Genomic DNA, 23164 nt, shown 5'->3' on the forward strand with positions numbered 1-23164 from the left:
GCACCTATGAAAATCTCCGTGATCACACCGGTTTACAATGCCGAAAAATACATAACCCAAGCGGTGGAATCTGCACTGCAATTTGAAGAAGTTTTTGAAGTTATTTTGGTGGAAGACCAATCGCCCGATAACGCTTTGGGCGTTTGCAAAAATTTAGCCGAAAAATACGATAGGGTGAAGCTCTATCAACACCCCGACCAAGGAAACCACGGTGCTGGTGCGAGTAGAAATTTGGCAATTTCCAAAGCTTCAGGTGATTATATCGCATTTCTAGATGCCGATGATTTTTACCTTCCTAACCGATTTGATGCCGAAAAAAAGCTATTTGAAAATCCAGAAGTAGAAGGAGTTTACGGAGCAATTGGCGTACATTATTATTCTGAAAAAGCCAAAGAACAATATTTCCCAATCTTTGGAAACAAATTAACAACCGTTTATAAAAAACACCAACCTGAAGAGGTTTTCCCTGGACAATTGGGAATGAGAGGAAGTTTCGGACTGTTTTCTATTGATGGACTAACCGTAAGAAAATCAGCCATCGACAAATTGCAACCCGTTATGCAAACCCAACTTAGACTGCACCAAGATACAGAATTTCTATTCAGATTGTCATACATTGCCCAACTGTATCCCGGAAGTATTGACCAAGCTGTTGCCATGAGAGGCGTGCACGAAAGCAACCGAATTACCCAAGTGGATTCCGGTAAAGTGAATCCTGCGATCTCCAGAGTTTTGCTGTGGAACGAGGTTGAAAGATGGTCAAAAACACAGACTGAAATGCCAAAAGACATTCAACTTCATATCTGTAGAATGGCGAGAAGCTGGCGCATAGCCGATGCCTCTTTCTTAAAAAAATGGGGAATGATTATAAAATATTTATTCTTGGATTTTCCAAGTATAAAATCAGGATTGTATAATATTAATTTTAGAAAGACATTAGGGTAAAGTCTTCCCCATCAATAATTTTTTTTCGACCCAGTTATTATAAGTATGGACAATTTTAAAATTATTTCTTTTGTAGAATTGTAGAGCGGGATTTTCACTTTCTACTTCTAATTCATAATAGCCAAACTCTTTCCATTGATTTTCAAAATATTTTAACAATTGAGATCCAATTCCTTTTTGTTTCGTTTTGTTATCAACTCCAATATAGACCAATTGCCTTTGGCAAGTAGAAGTAAAAGATTCAGAGGTAAATTTAGCTAAAAACAGCAGTAAATATTTTGGATTCTTTAAAAACGAAATTAGAGTTTGAGTATAAAAATAAAATTTATTTTGGTTAATAAATTCCGAATATAGGAGATTAACATCATCTGTCCCAAAAACAAATCCAATCAATTTATCTTGCTCAAAGTATCCGATAAGCAATTGATTGTCTCTTTCTAATTGACATTTATAAAATTTTGTTATAAAAGAAATAGAAAAAGTAGAAAGAAAACTTGGCAATATCCTTTTATGTAAAAGAGCCAACTGGTGAATATCATTTTCAGCTATTTCTTTAATCATTTCAAAACTTTATTGATTAATTTCGGGCCTAAAAAATTGGAGATGGTTAGAGGTAGTTTTTTCCACATTCTAATTGCAAATTGAACAAATTTTCCATCTTCATCATTCGTGTGAGATTTTTTATTGAGGTAGTAATAATACAGTTGTATCGGCTCTGCCCCCCAAGATAATTTGAACAATTCTGTCCCTTGTCCTTTTTTACTGCGACCCATATCAAAAAAATGCACCTCTTTACTTATTGCAAATTTAATAATTTGCCAATACAATGCGTTATTTAATGAGTATTTATTATACTCTTTTAATGTCGCTGCATACGGGTGATGTATGGAATATTCATCAAAAATTAAACAAGCTACTGAAGCAGGCTTAGACTGAACATAAAGAATCATGAAACAACTGCCATAGCCATTGGAGTTCAGGTTTTCAATAATATTTTTGTAAAAACTCTTGGAATGCGTTGGGGTACCAAGATCCCTCCACGCTTCAGAAATAACGGAATAAAAATCATCTAAAAGATCCAGCTTGCCAAATTTTACTTCATAAGTTAATTTTTCCGCTTTTCTAACTTGATTTCTAGTTTTTGATTTTACTTTATTTTTCCAAACCGCTTTTTCCCCTTCTCTTAAATCCAATAAATAGGTGAAATAATCTTTACATAAAACATGAGGGATGGAAACATCCATGTCAATGGCATTTCTGCTTTTCAACAAAATTGGTTTTTGTATTGGCAGAATATCATCCAGAACTATAGGCTTGTTAAATGTAAAGAAACCCCCATCGGTAATATATGGTGAGTTAGAAAACTCTTTTCCATTTCCATAAAGTTGAATTTTTGTATTCTGCAGATTAAGCTCTGATGTTGTAAGGGGATATGTTTTTGTTACTGCTTTTTTCCAACCTTCTGTTTCTGCAAATGAAAACGGTCTAAACATAGTTTTCAAATTTTTTATTAAAACAAAGCTCATATTCTTGTTTACGAAACGGAGACTTAAAAAACTCGATAAACCTTTCATCTAAATCCTCTTTGTCATTGTCGTTAAATCCCAAAGAAGGGTGAAGCATCACTTCAATCTCATCAGACTTTGTATTTTCAAGATAATTGAATAGGTTATTTTCATTCACCATACAGGTATTTAAAATAGAATAGAAAGCTACTTTTCCGGAATTTTCATTAAAAAAAGAGAGAAATTTCAGTAGCTCTAATTTTATAATATTTACAAAAGGGGTTGTGCTGGAATTGTATTTCCAACTTTCAAAGAAATTTTCATTTATCTCTCGCACTCTTGGTATATCGTATTTCTTTGCAAGTTTTCTGACAATTTTATTAATGGACGGGATGATGTGGATGTGCTCGTGCCCATCAATATGGGAAATGTTATGATGAACTGATTTTACCATTTGTATTTGAGCTTCTATTTCTTCCTCAATTTTGTTTAAAATTTCAGGGCTTTTTCTTAAAAGTAATAATTTCACAAAAGACCATTTCAGAGTTCCTTCTTTTGCAATTTCGGAATTGCCAGTTAATGTTTTTGCGCAGGTTAAATTTACATGAACCCCGATATTTAATTGAGGACAATGAGGTAAAACCTCATCTACAGCATGATTAAAGAAAGCCGTATTCGCCATCAAACTGGCATGGGTAAGATAGCCCGAAAGATGTGCTTCTTTTATTGCGAGGTTAATACTTTTTGTAAATCCCAAATCGTCGGCATTGATAATTATTTTCTTTTTATCCATCTAATTTTTCTTTTTTATTAAAATATCATCGATTTGATAAATACTTCTGAGAATCAATTCTTGAGATTCGCTTTTGTGTGGATTATTATCTATATAATCTGTGCCTTGATCTAATAAAAATCTACGATTGAAACTGCCCAGTTCCGGTTGAAAAAAATCAAAAGGCTGAGTTAAATATATTGTTTTTTGAGTCTTACTTTTTAATTCAATTTCTGATAGTGTTTGATTGAATTTAGAATTCCCATACTGTGTTATGTAAATACTTAAAGAGAAAAATATAAGCAAATAAAAAGCAGTTCCATTAAAAACAAGACTAATATGCCTTTGTATAAGAGGAATTTTAAAAAACAAGATAAAGAAAATTATCAAAAACAAGGTGTTACTGAAAAACAACAATCGTGTGCCGGAAAGTGGTGCATAAGCTGCTACAAATAATGCTAAAAGTCCCATTACAAACAGAGATAGCAACCTGTAATATTCTGCCTTTTCAAGGAGGTTTTTTCTATAGTAATAGACTCCAAAGAACAATGAAAACAAAACAACCGCAACCATTTCCGGGTTATAATATCGGTAAATTTTAGCTATATTACCAATTCCACCAATATAATCCATAAGATTAAAACCCAATTGTTTCTTATCTACAGTTTCGTATTTCACAGAGTTGGCTGGAGCAAAAAACAGCAACAAATAGCCAATACCAACGGAAATCTGATACAAGATAATAGAAATGGGAGGAAGTTTTTTATTTTTGAAAACATATTGTAAACCCCAAATAATTGAAACCAAAACCAGGATAGGAGGTACATGTTCATTTCCCATTCCGCAAAACAACCCTAAAAATACGATTAAAGGAAAGTTGCTCACTTTTTCTTTAAATATTAACTTCTGAAACAAAAAATACTCAGTCATTACATAAATAAAAAACAGATGAAATAGCATCAAAAAAGTATAGTTTCCACTAAAAGGAGTGTAATAAAACATTTCTCCAAAAACAAAAATTAAAAAGGAAAACAAAGCAATTATAACACAAAACATCTTACTATCATTTTCCGATTGATAGTTTGGCAACCTTCTAAAAACCAATAAAAAAACAAAAACAAAGAAGGAATTTAAAAGGAATAATCCGAATAAAAGAGTAATAACTATATTTCTCGATACGGCATTGGTAATTAATTGCCCAATTCTCGGATTTCCAAAATGGTACGATTCCCAATATTCTTGTAATAAATTGGGATTGCTTTGATCCAAATAATAAAAAGTATCCCGCATTGGAGGGTAAAAGTAAATACTCAAAGCAACAGCTATATTAATAAATACCAATAATATATACGGTAATTTATTGCTCCTCATACCTAATAATTTCATTAAAATAGAGCGGTCTTTGTTTTACCTCTATGTGTATTCTGCCAATATATTCACCTATTATCCCTAAAAATAAAATAATAAGAGAACAGAAAAAAGTCATTACGGTAAGTAAAGTTAAAAATCCGGTTTTTGGCTCGTGGCTGGTAAGTGAGCTGTAAATAGAATATCCTAAAAATAATACCGATAAAATACAACCCAACAATCCAATTACGGTTGCCACCCTCAACGGCTTTACCGAAAATTGTATTACGCTATCTATCGCCAATTTATAGAGTTTCCAAAAATTGTACTTAGAAGTCCCAGACAATCTTTTCGGAGCCACAAAATCGATGACTTTTGCATCTCTCAGCCCTACCAAGGACAACATCCCTCGAAACATTCTGTCGTTTTCGTTCAGTTGGTTCAGCCATTCCACATATTTCTTATCAAGCAATCGGAAATCCGGCATATTTCTCGGTATTTTAACTTCAGAAATCATGTTGAGAAGCCAGTAATAGGTGTTTCCCATGATTTTGTATCGCAATCCCGTATCTTCGTTATTCACTCTTTTGGTGAGTACCAATTGATTTCCATTTTGCCAAAGACCAATCATCTCTATCGCCAATTCTACAGGATGTTGCAAATCAGCATCCATAAAAAGAACGGCATATCTTCCGGCATGTTTTTCTGAAGCAACAAAATTCAATCCGGCCGTCATCGCCATTTCATGTCCAAAATTTTTGGATTGATTGATGATAACAATGTTTTTAAATTCTTTTTGTAAAGCAACCAAATTTGGGAGAGTAGCATCGGTAGAGCCATCATTGACAAAGACCAGTTCATAATTTTCCAAATTTACTTTTTGGAGTTCCGTATCCAATTGCTTCACCAGGATTTCTACATTGGACTCTTCATTATAAGCCGATATGATGAAATAAATCTTGCTCATAACTTAGTCCTTCACAAAAACACCGATGTATTTTCCTTCAAAAGAAATTACGGTAGGTTCAATGGCGTTTTTTTCACAGAAATCTTGGAAAGCAGAATTGTCATTGATGTCATCAGAGATAAAAACACCTCCTTTTCTCAAGTGTTTATACAACTCTCCATACGCCCAAAACATACCTTCATACGCCTTGTCGGAGTCGTAATGCACCACATCAAACTCTTTTTGATACAGGAAAATCTTGGGTAGAGATTCTCTATCCGCGTGACGGAATAACCTCCAATTCTTTTTCAAATCTTCGGGTACAACATAACCCACATACTGATCTCCATCTTGCCCCAAATACGGCATATCCGAACTGTACAAATGTCCATTTCTTGTAGTTAAAGATTGCAAAGCTGCAAAAGACGACCAACCGTAAGCCACCCCAGTTTCCAAAACATTTTTGGACTGTGTGTATTCACAAGCAGCGTAGATCAGTTCCAATGCTCCTGCTCCGCCCATTTTTATCGGACAAGTATTTTGCTTTTGCAAAGCCGTTTGAAATTCTGTTGCAAATTGTTCTGAAAATGGAATGCAGTCTTTTCCAAATAAATTATTAATGGCTGTTTCTTGAGTAACCGCGATAGAAGAAGCCCAAAAATTGGTTTTCTCTTTCCCTTTGAAAGCCGCATTTCTATTAAAAATGTTTTTAATTATTTTTCTGCCCAACTCTGGATACAAGTCTGGTCTTTTCAAATAGGCAAAAAAGGTCTTGGTAACTCTTAGTACTTCGCTCACTGTGTTTCATTTATGGTTTCATGCAAAAATACAGTTTTTATCGAATAATGCTATATTTGTCGGAAGATTTTAATAATTTTATCCGTATCAAAACTTTAATTGGATATCATTCTTTAATTTCCAAAAACACATGAACATGCTAAATCGCATCTACGAAAAATTTCAACGGAAAAAGCAATTGGAAATTCTAAAAAAATTTTCATCAGCTCCCATTCAACATATTAAAATTGGCCTTAACAATCACTTTACAATTTATGATAAAGTAAAAAAAATTGATTTCGGAAACGGGATTAATTTCAGAAATTACATCCACATTATTGTGCAAAACAACGCCGAACTAACCATTGGCAACCGAGTTTTCCTAAATAACTTTTGCTCCATCAATTGTCTAGAAAAAATTGAAATAGGCGACAACACCTTGTTTGGTGAAAATGTAAAATTGTACGACCACAACCACAGCTACCAAACCGAACCTGAATTTTCGGTTTCTCATTCGGAATTTAATACAAAGCCCATTTCGATTGGAAAAAATTGTTGGCTAGGCTCCAATGTTACCGTACTAAAAGGGGTAACCATCGGTGACAACTGCATTATTGGCGCGGGATGCATCATTTTTAAAGATGTCCCGGAAAACTCTACCGTCATTAACCACCAAAATCTTGAAATAAAAACCCGAAGATGAAGTTTTCCGTTCTCATAGCACACTACAACAACAGCGAATATTTTAAGGATTGCTACCAGTCCTTACAAAAACAAACATACCAAAATTGGGAGGCCATCGTCTTAGATGATGCTTCTAAACCCGAAGAAAAGCTAGCTCTAAAACAATTGATCTCTGGAGATTCTCGTTTTAAATACTTTGAAAACGAAAACAACTCCGGTGTTGGTATTACCAAAGCTAAACTGATAGAATTGGCAACCGGAAACATTTGTGGCTTTGTAGATCCTGATGATGCAATTTTACCAACGGCAATTGAGAAATCCATTCAAGTTTTTCAAGAGCAAAAAGAAGTTGTCCTCACCTACTCTAGATTCATGACTTGCGATGAAAACCTGAAACCGATTTCTGAATTTTCACCTGCGAGACAAGTCCTCAATTCAGATGCTTCTTTTTTTAACATACCCGTTCAAATTGCACACTTTGTTTGTTTTAGAAAAGACATCTATCTGAAAACTGAGAAAATGAATTCCTCTTTAAAAATTTCCGAAGATCAAGATCTTTATCTCAAAATGTACGAAAAAGGAAAAGTAAAATTCATTGATGAAACCAACTATCTGTACCGAACCCACAACAGAGGAATCTCCCAAAACGAGAACAAAAAAAAGTCCTACGAATACTGGGGCGAAGTGATTTTCAATGCCATGAAAAGACGAGGCATGACAACCATCAACGGGAAAAAAATTCCCGAAACTTATACCAATTCCAATGAAATCTTTCAACTTTTAGATTATCAAAATGGTTGGAAATATCGCATTTTAAAAAAAATTAAATTACTACTTCAAAAACTACAATGACCGAAAAAAACAAAATAAAAGTCCTCTTCAGGCACCGCTCCATGGAAATGGGTGGGGTGGAAAAAGTGATGCTTTCCCTTCTCAACAACCTCAATCCAGAAAAGTTTGAAATGACGGTCTGCCTCAACATCAACCAAGGCGAACTGAGAGACGAGTTCCCAAAACACATCCGGAAGGTTTATTTAGCCGATGGCAAAGAGGATTTTTCTGAAAATATTCTTTTGCAAAAATTCCAGCTTTGGAAAAGAAAAAATCAACTTGAAAAATTTAGAAACAACCCAAAATGGGTTGATGACACCATTTTAAAAGAAAAATACGACATCGAAATCGGCATGACCTACAACGATTTCGAAATGGTCTTAAATTCAACCAATAAAAATTCAAAAAAAATCGGGTGGTTTCATTCCGAAATTCAATTGCCAAAGCTACAACCTTTGGTACCCAAGATTTTGGTACACTTCCCTCAATTCGACCAAATGGTTTATTGTTCGGAAAAAATAAAAACGCTGATGCACTACCATTATCCGGACTTGAAATATCCAGCAGAATCGGTCATCATCAATGCCATTCCTATTGAGGAAATTAAAAGAAAAGCAGAAGAGAAAATTGAAAATTTTCCAAAAGAAATACCCGTTTTTGTTTCCATAGGAAGATTGCACAGCCGAAAAGGCTATCATAAATTGATGGAAGCTCATGCGCAACTCATCAAAGAAGGATACCCACATACGGTAATTATCCTTGGTGATGGCGAAGAATTGCAAAATCTTTTAGCTCAACAAAAAAAATTAGGAGTTGAAAAATCCTTTATTTTTGCAGGAAACCAAATGAATCCTTATCCTTTTGTGAAACAAGCGGATTTTTTCATTCTCCCTTCGGAATCCGAAGCTTGGCCTTTGGTGATTGCCGAAGCCCTAATTTTGCAAAAACCGATTATCGCCACCAAAACCGGAGATATCCCTGAGATGATTTCGGATAAAAAAACCGGCGTACTTATCGACTATAAAACAGAAGAAATGTACGCTGCCATGAAAGAATTCCTAACGAATAAAGGGATGGTGGAAGAAATTAAGGAAAATCTACAAGACATCGAAAAGCAATTCGATCATAAAAAGATTTTCTCTGCAGTGGAAAAACTATTTTTAAATTTAGTAAAAGATTAACACATGACCTACCTATATCGAATTTTGCTAAAGCTCCACACTTTATATGAAGATTTAATTAAAAAAAGCACTCTGAAATTAGCTTTAAAAAGAGGTCTTAAAGTTGGAAAAAACATTTATATACAAGGCATTCCAAATTTTGGATCTGAGCCTTATCTAATTGAGATTGGTGACCATGTAACAATAGCACAAGATGTAACTTTTATCAATCATGGAGGCGAAGCCAGGGTGACCAAAAGAATAGAAAAATACAAAGACGAACGCTACTTTGGAAGAATAAAAATAGGCAACAACACTTTTATTGGCAAAGGAACTATTATCCTACCCGCTGTTTCCATTGGTAACAACTCTATCATTGGTTCAATGTCCGTGGTAAACTGTTCCATTCCAGATAACTCTGTTTACGCAGGAAATCCGGCAAAATTCATTTGTACTATTGACGATTATGGAGAAAAATTAATGAAAAACAATGTGATTTACCCTCGAGAAATCGAACAAAATAGAAAACAACTTGATGAATTTTTAATAAAAAACCTCCCACACACCTATAAACCGGTAAAAAAGTAAATGTTCCCCCAAAAAAAAATACTCATTAGGATAGGTTCTCTTCGTCATGGCGGCGCAGAGAAAGTCTTGGCTACCTTCCTCAAAAATTTACCCAAAGACAAATACGAAATCGATCTTTTGCTCAACCTCTATTCCGGAAAATACCTTGCCGAAATCCCCGATTGGATAAATATTAAGTACCTGAATAAAGGCGAAATGATTACCACCAACCGACTTCAGGATATTCCGAAAAAAGCCTTTAGAGTGATCTATCAAAAGTTGTTGAAATCTTTTCCAACTTTATTGTATAAATTCATTCTAAAAAATAAAAAATACGACATAGAGTTTGCGGCCATCCATGGTTTTCGAGACGAGATCTTGGGGTCGCCCATAAAAACTTCAAAAAAAATTATTTGGATTCATAATGATTTGCGGAAAACACATTTCCATAATTATACAGATGCTGAAATTCGAAAGTTTTTTGGCTATGATAAAATCATGGTGATCTCCGAACACATTCAACACGATTTTGAAAGTCTCGCCAAAAACGAAACTGAAAAATCCAAAATTGTTAGAATTTACAATCCATTAGATACAGCGGAGATCGAGGCTAAGGCTGAGGTTAAGAACCATCAACCGACAACCGACAACCAACAACCCTTATTTGTTTCCATTGGTACGGTTTTTCCGCAAAAAGGTTATGATCGACTTCTGAAAGTTCATAAACAATTATTAGATGAAGGCTTTCAACATCAAGTATTAATCATCGGTGACGGTTATGATTTTGAAAACATAAAAAAACTTCAACACGAATTAAAAGTTGAAAGAACTTCAACCCTACTCGGTTTTACAGACAATCCTTATCCTTATCTGAAACATGCGGATTATTTTGTACTAAGTTCCAGATACGAAGGTTTCCCAACGGTTTTGTTTGAAGCCATTGTCCTAAAGAAAAACATCATCGCGACCGATGTTTCGGGAGTTCAAGAGATGTTGGAAAACGGAAAATTAGGATTGATGGTAGAAAATTCTGAACACGGAATTTATACAGGAATGAAACAAGCTTTAAGTAAGCCTGAATCTTTTGAAAAGTACCAAAAAGAATTTCAAAACTATACAATGCCTTTTGATTTGAAAAATTCTGTAAAGGAGATCATCGGGATATTGGATCATTTATAAAAACATTTTGTACCTTTGGCTTACCAATAGGTAAGTTACCAACAAGTAAGTTACTGTTAAGTAAGCTGCTATGAAAAAAGAAATTTCACCGTTTGCATTTGGGCATATCGTTAATTTACAATCTTTTACCAATAGAGAAGATGATGTTGCAAAGTTGAAAAAAAATATTTATTCCGGAATAAATACCATACTTATTTCACCCAGAAGATGGGGAAAATCATCATTGGTTGCAAAAACTTGTGCAGAAATAAGTCATGAACGCCAAGATATTAAGATTGTAAAAATTGATTTATTTTCTTGTAGTGACACTCAAGAGTTTTTAGAAACTTATGCCAAAGAAGTTCTTAAAGCATCTGCAGATAAATGGGAAGAATGGATAACAGACGCTAAAGAAGTATTTAAAAACATCATTCCGAAAATTAGTTTTGGCATACAACCGGAAAGTGATTTCAGTTTGTCTTTTGAATGGAAAGAAGCCGAAAAAAATATGAGTGAAATTTTGGCTTTACCTGAAGTTTTAGCCCAGAAAAAGAATGTACAATTCTTAATTTGCATCGATGAGTTTCAAAATCTTTCCCAATATCAAGACTATAAAAAATTAGAGAAAAAACTCAGAGCCAGTTGGCAAACTTTTAAGCATTGTGTTTTTTGTTTATACGGTAGCAAAAGACATCTGATGACTCAGCTTTTTAACGATTCTTCGGCTCCATTCTATAGATTTGGGGATATTTTCTTTTTAGAAAAAATTAAAAAGGAAAAATGGATTAGCTTTATTCAAGAAAAATTTCATCAATCCGAAAAAGAAATCCATCCAGAATGGGCAGAGAAAATCCCGAAACTGATGAAAAATCATTCTTGGTATGTACAACAATTTTCTTATTATATTTGGTCTGAAACAACGAAGGAAGTCACCGAAGAAATTTTCAATAATGCCTTAGAAAGGCTTATCCAAAGCAATGTTCCGCTTTTTCAACAACTGATAGAAGAACTAAGTATTGGGCAAATCAACCTCATTAAAGCTATTATTAATCAAGAAAAACAATTATCGTCTAAAGCGAATCTTAGCAAATACAATCTGGGAACCTCCGCCAACGTAACCAAGAATAAGGAAGTTCTTTTAGGAAAAGATCTCATTCATAAAACCGATCAACTTTTCGAGCTTTTAGATCCTGTTTTTGAACTCTGGTTCAGAAGAACTTTCCTGCGAGAAAATATCATTCCAAATTTATAATAACCATGTCTCCAAACCATTCCATCATTCAAAAAGATTTCTACCGTGCCACCGGGAAATGGCTTTCCAAAATTCAAATCTGGAAAGCATGTTTCAGTCCGAATTTACACTTTATTTATTGGCTCAGAAAGGCTCAAAGCCAACCTAAAAACAGTTGGAAAGGCAAACTAAACCGATTGATTCTAAGGCATTATCAGATCAAATACGGTTTCCAAATTTATCCGGAAACGCAAATTGGCGAAGGTCTCTACCTCGGACATTGGGGAGCCTTGGTCATCAACCCCAAAGTGAAAATAGGCAAAAATTGTAATATTGCACAAGGCGTAACCCTCGGCCAACAAAACCGTGGAAAAAACGCTGGAGTGCCCACCATTGGCGATGAAGTCTGGATAGGAGCCAATGCCGTAATTGTCGGCGGAATAAAAATTGGTAACAATGTTTTGGTCGCTCCAAATTCATACATTAACTTTGACGTCCCAAATCATTCCGTAGTTTTGGGCAACCCTGCTAGCATTATCCCAAACGATCATGCAACCGAGGGATACATCAACAATAAAATCTAAACTAATGAGTAAAAACTATGAAACCATTTTTGAAAACAATAAAAAATGGGTAGAAGAAAAATTGGGCGAAGATGCCGATTTTTTCAATAAATTATCCGAAGGACAAACTCCAGAATACCTGTACATCGGTTGCTCGGACTCCAGAGTTTCTGCCGAAGAACTGATGGGACTAAAGCCAGGAGAAGTATTTGTGCACAGAAACATCTCCAATGTCGTTAACACTTTGGACATGAATGCTACTGCCGTAATCCAATATGCTGTAGAAAATTTAAAAGTAAAACACATCATTGTTTGCGGGCATTACGGTTGTGGCGGTATAAAAGCTGCGATGACCCCGGAAGATTATGGATTGATGAACCCTTGGCTAAGAACCATAAGAGATGTGTACCGATTGCACCAAGAAGAATTGGACAACATAAAAGATCCTCATAAAAAATACGACCGCTTGGTCGAACTCAATGTACAAGAGCAATGCATCAACATCATAAAAATGGCCTGCGTACAAGAACGCTATTTAATTGATGAATATCCAATGGTCCACGGTTGGGTTTTCGACATGAAGACAGGGAAACTGGTCGATTTGAAAATTGACTTTAAGAAAATCCTTAAAAACATCCAGAAAATCTACGACCTTACCAATTCCAATTGGATGAAAAGCATCAAGAAAAAATAGTTTTTTTTATTTGGGCACCTTTACCGCCCTCCGTTCCCGCTTTTTATTTTTTTGTCAAGACAATTTCCTTACAAAAAAATAAAAGAGCTCCACTCAGGTCGGGGTGCAAAGTCAGAATAAAAATATAAGTAACAAAATAAAAATACAGTATGGAAAACACAGAAATTTGGCTAAAAAGCCTCATCACCAAAACCCCACAAGAAGGCAGAGAATTGGCAATAAAAATGTCTAGAAAATCCATTGCTGCCATACAAAGAGATCCAGAAGCTAGAAAAGCAATGCGTAATGACTATGCCAATGATACGGCTCAGCTGATTGCATCGGCACATGTTATCGCGGTAGAATTCCAAACGATAGCCATGGCCAACAATTATTGGAAGGACGCTAAATAATCTAAAAAAAATCGGAAGTAATCATCATTACCTCCGATTTTTTTTATACTACCCATTTGTCATTTACCGTTAAAAGTATTCATCGTGTTCTGCACACCGGCAAAAACGAACGATAAAGAAGCTTTTGCAAAAAATTCTATTCGTTCTTTCAGTTTTTCATTTTCTTCTTCGGACCATTCTCCCAAAACATAATCCACTTGCTTTCCTTGGGAAAAATCTGCAGAAATCCCAAACCTCAACCTGGAATAATTTTGTGTTTGCAATTGCTCCTGAATGTTTTTCAACCCGTTATGACCGGCATCAGAACCTTTCATCTTAAGGCGAAGCGTACCAAAAGGAAGTGCCAAATCATCGGTGACAATCAGTACATTTTCTAGTGGAATGTTTTCTTTTTGCATCCAAAACTTCACTGCTTTCCCACTAAGATTCATGTAGGTGTCCGGTTTTAGGACAAAAACTTTTCTTCCTTTATATTTTCCTTCGGCCATCCAACCAAAATTAGCGGAACTGAACGAAACCTCTAGGGATTCAGCAATTTTTTCAGCCACTTTGAAGCCGATGTTGTGTCGGGTATTTTCATACTCGACTCCTTTGTTTCCTAGGCCTACAATAAGATATTTCACGATTTTCTTGTATAAAAAATAATTGCAAAGATAGATTTAATCACAAAAAATCCCAAACCTATCGGCTTGGGATTCTTTATAATTTTAAAATTCAACTTTAGTTAGGTTGATAGGTATAATTGATGATATCGGTCCCTTCCGTTGCTACCGTTGGCATGGATGCAGTCCCATAAGTATAGGCATAATTTTTTGTCTGAGTCTGCCCCATCACCTCAATTGCAACAGAACCTGCATTATTGGGAGACAGATAGTTGGCACCCGAAGAATTATAGGTACTGTAATACGCATATTCTTTTGGGATTCCGTAAAGATAACTCACCTTAGAGTCGTACCCCGAATAGGTGGTAGTCACCGTAACTCCCGGCATTGGAATATTGGCATTTAATACTCCCGTTGTAAATACCGACTGAGAAAGGTTGTATCCCGTATAGGTCAAATCATTTTGAGCATAATTTACAATTGCAACTCCAGCGACCGTTTGGGTTCGGGTTGTATAGGTTTTGGTTAATTTATCATTGGTATAAGTGAAGGTTGTTGCCACATCGCTTGTTGTCCCTGCAGTTTCTTCAGTTCCTTGCAAACTGGTTAATACAGTACCGGAATACACAAAATTCAAATTAAAATTGGTAACAGCACCACCGTTGTTGGCATCTTTGTAGAAGCCGGTAATGTTGGATATTTTGTTATTGTTATACGAAATCTGCTGAAGCATATTGTTATCCGTATCCGATAGTTTAATAAACTTATTCCCACCCATGTTATAGATTAAAACATTGGTGCTTCCGGTTGTTGATATCTTATGAATGATTTGGTGTGGTCCGTTAAGATCAATCTCGTCCATCCCAACAACATCTCCTGATGAATTACACGATAAAACTAAGCCCAAAGAGGCCAATCCCAATAGAAGATTTATTTTAAACATTTTTTACTATTAAAAAGGTTTGTACTGAAAAAACACATTAAATGAAGTTGCCAAATAATCCTGAGGATCATAAGTATTGGCTGTAGTAACCACTGTTGGATTAGGCATAAGGTGTGTCTGGAAACTCATCTTTTTAGGATTGTTCGTAGAAAACTTATATGCATTTCCCGTTTCATCAATCGCTTGTGACAATAGGTATGCAAAAGGAATTAAAGAATAAGGACTTTTCTTATCGTCGAAGTTTTCAAACTTATATGTGGTATTTACGATGGACGGTACAAATTGTCCTGCCGTAATCACACCTTGGTTTTTCACCAATTGGGTTACATTTTTATTTGTGGTATAAGTAAATGCAGTACGAGCATACGCATTGTACTCAAACGGTTGTCCTGCAACCACTTCACCCGATTTCACAATTAATGAGTCAATGGATTTATCGGCTTTATACTTAACGGTAATTTCAGATTTAATATTGATCGCAGTTGCTTGACCTGCCGGCGTTACATTTCTATTTTCGATCACCGTATTGATTACACCGTTGTTATCGTAGTTGAAATTTTGTGTGTAAGACACCATATTATTTCCTACAAAACCGTTAAATGAAATTTTGTCAATAGCATTTCCGTTGTACGAAATAAGGGTTGCATCGTTGGTCCCGATTGCACTGGTTAGGTTATATCCTGTATAATAATAGGTTAGGGTATCTCCCACCATCGTCTCTCTAAACAACGCTCTTTTACCGATTAGCCCACCTTGATTGGCATCCATATCGTTCAAAAGATTTCCATCTATTTCTGAAGATCTGCTGCACGATTGCACAGAGAACATCACAACAGCAGCGGCAAAAAGAGATATATTTTTTTTCATTTTCTAATTGTTATAAATTTTGACAAATATAAATTAATTTTCCAAAATAAAATGTGTTTTACTCTCTATAATTAAAACAAATAACAATACAGACATCATTTTATTAGTCGAAAAATCATTGAAAAACAAAATATATTCATCAACATAAACAATTTATGGTAAGGTAGAAAGTTTGATTTCGGAAATGGATCGTGACAATTCATCAACGGGATAATCGCCATCCACTTCAATGAGATAACGATTTTTATACAAAAACTTTAAGCTCGAATCGGTGGTTTCTCCGCTTGTATCTTGTTTCACCAACATTTTCACCCCGTTTATTTCAGTTACTTTTTCAAAACCGGTCTCGGTTTCTTTTTCCATATCCGATTGCAGGGTAAACATGATACCGGTCACAATACTGCTCCCTACACCCGCTCCATCGGTGATTTTAATTTCTACTGACTTTTGCCCGTCGGAATTTTTATACTTTGCTTCCCCCATAGAAACTTGGAGTATCGCCGCTTGTCCGGAGGAGTATTCTGTTCGCTTATTTCCCATAAAAACATCTGGGAAAATAGCCTTTATTTGGTCGTTGGTAATGGGCGTCAATTTGCTTAACTCTTCAATATGTTTGCTCAGTTCATCGGCTGAACTTGCAATTTTACTCAGAGATGACACTTGATCTATTGCCTGTCCCAAACCGCCTTCTTTTTTAGCTTCTTCTTTTTTACAGCCTATCAAAGCAACAGCTGCAAGTAAAATAATATACTTTTTCATCGGTTTATGTGTTTCGTTTCTTGTGTTTTTAACTAAAAAGTCTTTACAAATTTAATTAAAAAATAACAAACTGCATACAACACACAACTACCCAATGCTTTTTGAAATTAAAATTTTACTCAATAAAATATTAACCCCTTCAATATCTTCAACTTTTTCTTTTCTCATCATCAGTTGGTTGTTCTTTTCTTTGAGTACTGCCTCCTGAGGATTTTGTGTAAGATAACTGAGAATGTGACGGAATTTTTCGCTTTGGTAAAATTTATCCTGAGGATTATCCGGGAAGTACCCCAAAAACACGCCGTTTTTCATCACAATTTTATCAAATCCTATCTCAGAAGCCCACCATTTTAACTCTACCGACTTCAAAAGATTAATGGCTTCCTCCGGCAATGCACCAAATCTGTCAATCAGTTCATTTTCAAAATCTTTCAATTCTTGGGCACTCCCCAGTTCAGATAATTTTTGGTACAAGGAAAGTCGCTCTTCTATGGAACTCACATAGGCATCGGGTAACATCAGTTCAAAATCGGTATCGATGTTGACCTCCTTGGTGGATTTGAATAATTTTTTCCTTTCCTCTTCATTTTCAAACAAATCTTCAAATTCTTGATCGTTTTGCAATTCCTCCAAGGCTTCTTGCATGATTTTCTGATACGCCTCGAAGCCCATTTCGTTGATGAAACCACTTTGCTCTGCCCCTAAAAGATCTCCGGCACCACGGATTTCTAAATCTTTCATTGCAATTTGAAAACCCGATCCCAAATCCGAAAATTGCTCGATGGCCTCCAATCTTTTTCTAGCATCCGAAGTAACCATATCGTAAGGCGGAGTGATCAGATAACAAAATGCTTTTCTGTTGCTTCGCCCTACTCTACCGCGCATTTGGTGCAGGTCGGCCATGCCAAATTTCTGTGCATCGTTGATGAAAATGGTATTGGCATTGGGGACATCGACCCCACTTTCCACAATCGTTGTAGAAACCAAAACATCGTACTTCCCATCCATAAAGTCCAAAATTCTTTTTTCCAACTCTTTTCCTTCCAATTGCCCATGTCCAGTGATCACTCGGGCATCCGGAACCAATCGTTGGATGATCCCGGCAATATCCTTCAGGTTTTCAATTCGATTGTTGATGAAATAAACTTGCCCATCCCTTTGCAGTTCGTAGGAAATGGCATCTCTCAGAAGTTCTTCATCAAAACCAACCACTTGCGTATCCACCGGCTGACGGTTGGGTGGTGGCGTCTTAATAACCGACAAATCCCGAGCGGCCATCAATGAAAATTGCAATGTCCTTGGAATGGGAGTTGCGGTCAAAGTCAGCGTATCTACATTGGATTTCATGGTTTTCAGTTTGTCTTTTACCGAAACCCCGAATTTGTGTTCTTCATCAATAATCAAAAGTCCCAAATCTTTGAATTTCACTTTCTCCGAAGCCAATTGATGGGTTCCGATCACGATATCAATTTTGCCCTCTGCCAAACCCTTCAGTGTTTCACTTTTCTGTTTTGCTGTACGGAAACGGTTGAGGTAAGATATGTTCACCGGAAAATCCTTGAGTCTTTGCATAAAACTTCGGTAATGCTGAAATGCCAAAATGGTGGTCGGCACCAAAATTGCCACTTGCTTGCTGTCGGTTGCCGCTTTGAAAGCTGCACGAATGGCAACTTCTGTCTTTCCAAAACCCACATCGCCACAGATCAATCGATCCATTACGGTTTCGGCCTCCATGTCTTTTTTCACATCAAAAGTAGCCTTCTCCTGATCCGGAGTATCTTCATAGATAAAACTGGCTTCTAATTCATTTTGAAGATATGTATCCGGAGTGTACTGAAAGCCCTTGGCTGTTTTTCTTTTGGCGTATAGTTTTATAAGGTCGAAAGCCAACTGTTTTACTCGGGCTTTGGTTTTTTGTTTCAGAGCCTTCCACGCTGGCGAACCCAGCTTTGACAGGGTAATTTCCTTTCCGTCGGGGCCGTTGTATTTAGAAATTTTATGCAAAGCATGAATGCTGACATAGAGTAGATCTCCATTTTTGTAATTGAGTTTGAAGCATTCCTGAACTTTCCCATCGTTGGTCACCTTTACCAAACCCATAAATTTGCCTATTCCATGGTCGATATGGGTAATGTAATCGCCCACTTTCAGTGAGACCAAATCTTTCAGAGTGATGTGTTCGGACTTGGCAAATGCCGTTTTGGCCTTGAAGCGTTGGTAACGGTCAAAAATCTGATGATCGGTGTAAATGGAGATCAAACGATTGGCATCAACAAAACCTTCATGCAGTTCGGAAACGAAATCGTTCTCCCAAAAACTTTCCAAATCTTCGCCTCCAATTTCTCTAAAAATGGACTCCAATCGGTCTTTTTGTTTCTCGGAAGAAAAAGAAATCCAAACTTGATAACCTTGTTGTTTTTTCTGGGTTAAATCCTCCAATAAAAACTCGAAATTTTTATGAAAACTCGGCTGTGGACTTTGCTGAAGCACCAATTCTATAGGTCGCAAACCCAAAATCGGGCTGTTCCCAAAATCGATGGTCTTGAACGAATTGAGTCCGTTGGAAAATACAAATTCTGAAACAAACAAATCTTCGGGGCTGATGTGTGCGATGGTCTCGCTAAGTCCGGCAAAATTCTGTTCGGCTTTGGCAAAATAGTCTTTAATTTTCCTAAGGCTGTCTTTGGCATTTTTGGTAACGACGGTGCTTCGTTTGTCCATCAAGTCCAGAAACGAAATCTTGGATCCCGACACCGAATAATTCATATTGGACACCAGCTGAAAGCCATCAACCTTACGGATGGACAGTTGGGTTTCTATGTCAAATTCTTTTATACTTTCGACCTCGTTTCCAAAGAAAGAAATTCGGTACGGCTTTTCGTTGGCATAGGAAAAGACATCGACAATACCGCCACGAACGGAAAACTCTCCAGGTTGGGAGACAAAATCTACAAAATTGAAGGAAAACTGGCGCAGCAATTCTTCCGTGAAATCAAAATCCAACCGCTCACCCACTTTTATCTGATGCGTGATGGCTTTAAAATCTTCTTTTTTAATCACTTTTTCCGAAAGTGCAAGTGCATGAGTTACGATGACTTTCGGGTTTTTGTCCGTGTTCAATCGGTTCAAGACTTCTGTTCTCAGTACGATATTGGCATTTTGGGTTTTCTCGATTTGGTAGGGCTGTACCAAAGTTTCTGGGAAGTACAGGACTTTATCCTCGCCCAACATTTCTTCCAATTCTGTTGTGGCATAAAACGCAGTTTCTTTGTCATCCAAAACAAAAAGAACATCCAAACCTGAGCTAAGAAAAAGTTCGGCAACAAAAATTGTGGAGAAGGATCCGGCCGTTCCTTTAATAAAAACATGTTGATTTTTTTCGGAAAGATCAAAAATTTCCTGTCCAAATCCTTGTTTCAACAAAGATGGGATTAGGGTTTGGTTGATGGTTTTAAGAGACATAAACTGTATTTTGCATAAACGCCAAACACGATTTGGGAACAAAGTCCGAAATCGTTAGAGCTCAGCAAAGGTAAACATTATACAAAGAATGAAAAACGGGTAAGCGGAATTTAGAAAGGAATTTTATAGATGTTCTAAGCTCTTAATGTTCCTTCATCGTGACTGATTCTTGGGCCAACCTTAAGTTTATTTTAAGAATTTATAAAAATTGGTTAATTTGTGAAAAAAGATTTTGCCCATTTTAAATATTTCCTACATTTACAACATCAAAATAATAAAATAATGAAAAAATTTCTTACTGCAATGTCCATCATTTTAGGATTGGGACTGGCACAAGCACAACACACACAGGCAGCAACAACCGTTACTACCCCACCTCCTACAAAGGCTTTGAAAGTTGAAAAACAAAAAGTTGAAAAAAAAGCAGCCAAAATAGAAACTTCAGCTAAAAAAGAGGCTGCTAAAGTTAAAGAGTCGACAAACAAAACAGGGCTCAAACTTAAAAAAGACGGCACCGTGGACAAACGATTCAAGGAAAACAAGCACTTGAAAAAAGACGGCACTCCGGATAAAAGATACAAAGAGCACAAAAAATAAAAAATCATAACTTTTCATTTTTCTCAAAAAGCCTACAGATTATTTTGTAGGCTTTTGTAATTTTGTTACATGTTAAAATTCTTCAAGAAAAAAGCAGCCAAAGTTTGGGCTAAAAAACACCTTTCCGATTGTGAAAACTTCAAACAAAACGGAGTTCAATTGCAAGAGCAACTCTTGTTGGACTTGGTGAAAAGATCCGAAAAAACACTCTTTGGCATTGCCCATCAATTTGGACAAATAAAAACCATAGAAGATTTTCAAAAATCTGTACCCATCACCGACTACGAAGGACTGAAGCCGTACATTGAAAAAATAAAACATGGAGACCGAAACATCTTGTATCCCGAGAAACCGGAATATTTTGCAAAAACTTCCGGCACCACTTCGGGCACCAAGTACATCCCACTAACCAAAGAAGGCATCGACTGTCAGGTAAAAGCCGCACAAAGTGCCATCTTCCATTATATTTCACAAAAAAATAACGCCGATTTTGTGTGTGGGAAAATGATTTTCTTGCAGGGAAGTCCAGAATTGGAGGAAATTGCCGACATAAAAACCGGACGACTTTCCGGAATTGTTGCCCACCACATCCCGCAGTATTTACAAAAAAACAGACTCCCAAAATACGAAACCAACATCATTGATGATTGGGAGACCAAAGTGGACACGATCGTAAAGGAAACCGAAAAAGAAAACATGACCCTGATCTCGGGCATACCGCCTTGGCTCATCATGTATTTTGAAAAACTCATCGAAAGGAATGGTAAAAAAATAAAAGAACTCTTCCCCAACCTTCAACTCATCATCACCGGAGGGGTCAATTATGAGCCGTACCGACAAAAAATGCAGGAACTTTTGGGCGCTGAGGTAGATGTTGTACAGACCTTCCCTGCCAGCGAAGGCTTTTTTGCCTTCCAAGACCATTATAAAGAAGAAGGGCTTTTGCTGCTCACCCATCACGGGATTTTCTATGAATTTATTCCGTTAGAAGAATTTGGAAAAGAAAATGCCAGAAGACTGACCCTGAAAGAAGTAGAACTGAATAAAGATTATGCCCTGATCCTGACCACCAATTCCGGACTTTGGGCTTATTCGATTGGAGATGTCATCAAATTTATTTCTAAAAAACCGTACCGAATCTTGGTTACCGGAAGGACTTCTCATTATACCTCGGCGTTTGGAGAACATGTGATTGCCGGTGAGGTTGAAGCCGCACTAAAAGATACCGTGGAAACTTTTCCTGCCCAGATAACCGAGTTTCATCTGGCTCCACAAGTGAATCCAGAAAATCAATCTTTGCCGTATCACGAATGGTTTTTTGAATTTGAAAAAGAACCGGAAAACTTGGAAGATTTTAGACAAAAATTGGATATTGAGCTGAGAAAAAGAAATTCGTATTATAACGATTTAATCTCTGGAAATATCCTTCAAACCCTAAAAATAACGAAGTTGCAAAAAAATGCTTTTCAGGATTACGCAAAATCGGAAGGGAAATTGGGAGGACAAAACAAAATCCCGAGATTATCCAATGATAGAAAAATTGCTGATTTCTTAGATAAATTAAAGAAGTAGCATCTCTATTAGGATATTATTCAAAATTATAATACATTTGAACGATAAATATTTTAAAAATGAAAAAACATTTACCTTTAAAATCAATTTTATTTGCAAGTTTATTCGTTGCCTCCTCTTGTGCAACGACCAAATATTCCGATGATCTTAGCAAAAACGATTATTCGCAATTACAAAGTGGAAAGTCATACTCATTCTCACTAAGAGACAGCAAGTTAAAGCAAAAAATGAGATTTCACAAAATAAAAAACGACAGCATTATTGGTTTTACAGGGAAAAAAGACAGCATCCAAATTTCTTTAGCTAAAGGCAATGTGACCGGAGTGAGGGACAATACCAAAGCAACTGTTACTACGGTTGGTACCGTAATTGGAGCTGCAGGCGCTATACTAATTGGCATCAGTGCAGCGAGATAAATTAATGTTCGCTAACCGCTTTCAGCCCGACAACAGAAATAATTAATGTCGTCACAAAGAACATCCTCCAAAAAACAATGGGTTCTTTGAACAAAATAATTCCGGAGAGCACACCTCCCACAGCACCAATTCCCGTCCAAACAGCATAAGCTGTGCCGATGGGAATTGCATTTTCACCAGAAATCGCTTTGTACATAAGAAACATAGACATCGATAGGCTGATCACAAATCCCAACCACCAAAATAGACTTTCGCGCCCTTCGGACTGTTGTGCTTTTCCAAGACAAATGGCAAATCCCGTTTCAAACAATCCTGCAATAATGAGTATAATCCAATTCATGGTTGCAAAAATAAGAAGACTAAATTCAATCTTA

Annotated in this window: 25 protein-coding genes; 13 read left to right on the plus strand and 12 right to left on the minus strand. The window is 36.3% G+C overall.

Annotation, left to right across the window (positions count from 1 at the left end):
* The first annotated feature begins 6 nt into the window (after positions 1-6).
* On the plus strand, positions 7-945 hold the full coding sequence (locus H9Q20_RS04705; protein ID WP_187478408.1) for a glycosyltransferase family 2 protein: 939 nt from the start codon (positions 7-9) through the stop codon (positions 943-945).
* Here H9Q20_RS04705 and H9Q20_RS04710 read toward each other — a convergent pair.
* From H9Q20_RS04710 to H9Q20_RS04735, 6 genes are read right to left on the minus strand one after another with little or no spacing between them, the layout of a single operon-like run.
* Positions 937-1506, minus strand: a complete 570-nt coding sequence (locus H9Q20_RS04710; RefSeq protein ID WP_124639569.1) for a GNAT family N-acetyltransferase — start codon at positions 1504-1506, stop codon at positions 937-939. The two genes, H9Q20_RS04705 and H9Q20_RS04710, sit on opposite strands and share 9 nt — an antisense overlap.
* Complete coding sequence (locus H9Q20_RS04715) at positions 1503-2438, minus strand: GNAT family N-acetyltransferase (RefSeq protein WP_164471993.1); 936 nt, start codon at positions 2436-2438, stop codon at positions 1503-1505. Before H9Q20_RS04715 ends, H9Q20_RS04710 begins: the two co-directional genes overlap by 4 nt.
* Entirely contained in the window at positions 2431-3243 is an 813-nt protein-coding gene (locus H9Q20_RS04720; RefSeq protein WP_124639565.1) for a carbohydrate deacetylase, read from the minus strand. The genes H9Q20_RS04715 and H9Q20_RS04720 overlap by 8 nt, the downstream gene beginning before the upstream one ends.
* Positions 3244-4608 (minus strand): DUF6056 family protein, encoded by a 1365-nt coding sequence (locus H9Q20_RS04725; protein ID WP_124639563.1) that lies wholly within the window; start codon positions 4606-4608, stop codon positions 3244-3246.
* Positions 4580-5536 (minus strand): glycosyltransferase family 2 protein, encoded by a 957-nt coding sequence (locus H9Q20_RS04730; protein WP_187478409.1) that lies wholly within the window; start codon positions 5534-5536, stop codon positions 4580-4582. The genes H9Q20_RS04725 and H9Q20_RS04730 overlap by 29 nt, the downstream gene beginning before the upstream one ends.
* Positions 5537-5539: 3 nt before the next feature.
* On the minus strand, positions 5540-6313 hold the full coding sequence (locus tag H9Q20_RS04735) for a class I SAM-dependent methyltransferase (protein WP_187478410.1): 774 nt from the start codon (positions 6311-6313) through the stop codon (positions 5540-5542).
* A gap of 136 nt (positions 6314-6449) precedes the next feature.
* Between H9Q20_RS04735 and H9Q20_RS04740 the strand changes: the two genes are divergently transcribed.
* From H9Q20_RS04740 to H9Q20_RS04780, 9 genes are all read left to right on the plus strand, one after another.
* Positions 6450-6995, plus strand: coding sequence for an acyltransferase (locus H9Q20_RS04740; protein ID WP_241154710.1), 546 nt, complete (start codon positions 6450-6452; stop codon positions 6993-6995).
* Positions 6992-7828 (plus strand): glycosyltransferase family 2 protein, encoded by an 837-nt coding sequence (locus tag H9Q20_RS04745; RefSeq protein WP_124639555.1) that lies wholly within the window; start codon positions 6992-6994, stop codon positions 7826-7828. The genes H9Q20_RS04740 and H9Q20_RS04745 overlap by 4 nt, the downstream gene beginning before the upstream one ends.
* Positions 7825-8988, plus strand: a complete 1164-nt coding sequence (locus H9Q20_RS04750) for a glycosyltransferase (protein ID WP_124639553.1) — start codon at positions 7825-7827, stop codon at positions 8986-8988. The genes H9Q20_RS04745 and H9Q20_RS04750 overlap by 4 nt, the downstream gene beginning before the upstream one ends.
* Before the next feature lie 3 nt (positions 8989-8991).
* Positions 8992-9555 carry an acyltransferase gene (locus H9Q20_RS04755; protein ID WP_124639551.1) on the plus strand — a complete coding sequence of 188 codons (564 nt, stop codon included), beginning with the start codon at positions 8992-8994 and terminating at the stop codon, positions 9553-9555.
* Complete coding sequence (locus tag H9Q20_RS04760; protein WP_124639549.1) at positions 9556-10713, plus strand: glycosyltransferase; 1158 nt, start codon at positions 9556-9558, stop codon at positions 10711-10713.
* A 70-nt stretch (positions 10714-10783) separates the two neighbouring features.
* A complete protein-coding gene (locus tag H9Q20_RS04765; protein WP_124639547.1) occupies positions 10784-11944 on the plus strand; it encodes an AAA family ATPase in 1161 nt (386 codons plus the stop codon).
* 5 nt (positions 11945-11949) lie between these two features.
* Positions 11950-12507 (plus strand): serine O-acetyltransferase, encoded by a 558-nt coding sequence (locus tag H9Q20_RS04770; RefSeq protein WP_124639545.1) that lies wholly within the window; start codon positions 11950-11952, stop codon positions 12505-12507.
* A 4-nt stretch (positions 12508-12511) separates the two neighbouring features.
* Complete coding sequence (locus H9Q20_RS04775; RefSeq protein ID WP_124639542.1) at positions 12512-13180, plus strand: carbonic anhydrase; 669 nt, start codon at positions 12512-12514, stop codon at positions 13178-13180.
* Between the two features lie 149 nt (positions 13181-13329).
* A complete protein-coding gene (locus H9Q20_RS04780) occupies positions 13330-13572 on the plus strand; it encodes a hexameric tyrosine-coordinated heme protein (protein ID WP_124639540.1) in 243 nt (80 codons plus the stop codon).
* A 59-nt stretch (positions 13573-13631) separates the two neighbouring features.
* On the opposite strand, the gene pth is transcribed toward H9Q20_RS04780, so the two are convergent.
* The 5 genes from pth to mfd all read right to left on the minus strand — a co-directional run bounded on the left by pth (position 13632) and on the right by mfd (position 20205).
* Complete coding sequence (gene pth / locus H9Q20_RS04785; RefSeq protein WP_124639538.1) at positions 13632-14195, minus strand: aminoacyl-tRNA hydrolase; 564 nt, start codon at positions 14193-14195, stop codon at positions 13632-13634.
* 97 nt (positions 14196-14292) lie between these two features.
* Positions 14293-15117, minus strand: a complete 825-nt coding sequence (locus H9Q20_RS04790) for a hypothetical protein (RefSeq protein WP_124639536.1) — start codon at positions 15115-15117, stop codon at positions 14293-14295.
* A 9-nt stretch (positions 15118-15126) separates the two neighbouring features.
* Entirely contained in the window at positions 15127-15984 is an 858-nt protein-coding gene (locus H9Q20_RS04795; protein WP_124639534.1) for a hypothetical protein, read from the minus strand.
* A 153-nt stretch (positions 15985-16137) separates the two neighbouring features.
* Complete coding sequence (locus H9Q20_RS04800; RefSeq protein ID WP_124639532.1) at positions 16138-16743, minus strand: hypothetical protein; 606 nt, start codon at positions 16741-16743, stop codon at positions 16138-16140.
* Between the two features lie 87 nt (positions 16744-16830).
* The gene (gene mfd / locus H9Q20_RS04805; protein ID WP_187478411.1) at positions 16831-20205 is read right to left on the minus strand and encodes a transcription-repair coupling factor; all 3375 of its coding nucleotides are present in this window, start codon (positions 20203-20205) and stop codon (positions 16831-16833) included.
* Positions 20206-20487: 282 nt separating this feature from the next.
* On the opposite strand from mfd, the gene H9Q20_RS04810 reads away from it, so the two are divergent.
* From H9Q20_RS04810 to H9Q20_RS04820, 3 genes are all read left to right on the plus strand, one after another.
* Positions 20488-20802, plus strand: coding sequence for a hypothetical protein (locus H9Q20_RS04810; protein WP_124639528.1), 315 nt, complete (start codon positions 20488-20490; stop codon positions 20800-20802).
* Between the two features lie 69 nt (positions 20803-20871).
* Positions 20872-22374: a GH3 auxin-responsive promoter family protein gene (locus H9Q20_RS04815; protein WP_187478412.1), complete on the plus strand. Its 1503-nt coding sequence runs from the start codon at positions 20872-20874 to the stop codon at positions 22372-22374.
* A 59-nt stretch (positions 22375-22433) separates the two neighbouring features.
* Positions 22434-22790: a hypothetical protein gene (locus H9Q20_RS04820; RefSeq protein WP_124639524.1), complete on the plus strand. Its 357-nt coding sequence runs from the start codon at positions 22434-22436 to the stop codon at positions 22788-22790.
* Between the two features lies 1 nt (position 22791).
* Here H9Q20_RS04820 and H9Q20_RS04825 read toward each other — a convergent pair whose 3' ends face one another.
* A complete protein-coding gene (locus H9Q20_RS04825; RefSeq protein WP_124639522.1) occupies positions 22792-23130 on the minus strand; it encodes a DMT family transporter in 339 nt (112 codons plus the stop codon).
* Positions 23131-23164 lie beyond the last annotated feature (34 nt).

This window comes from Amniculibacterium sp. G2-70 (assembly GCF_014353055.1).
In the GTDB taxonomy this organism is placed as follows: Bacteria; Bacteroidota; Bacteroidia; order Flavobacteriales; family Weeksellaceae; genus Amniculibacterium; species Amniculibacterium aquaticum.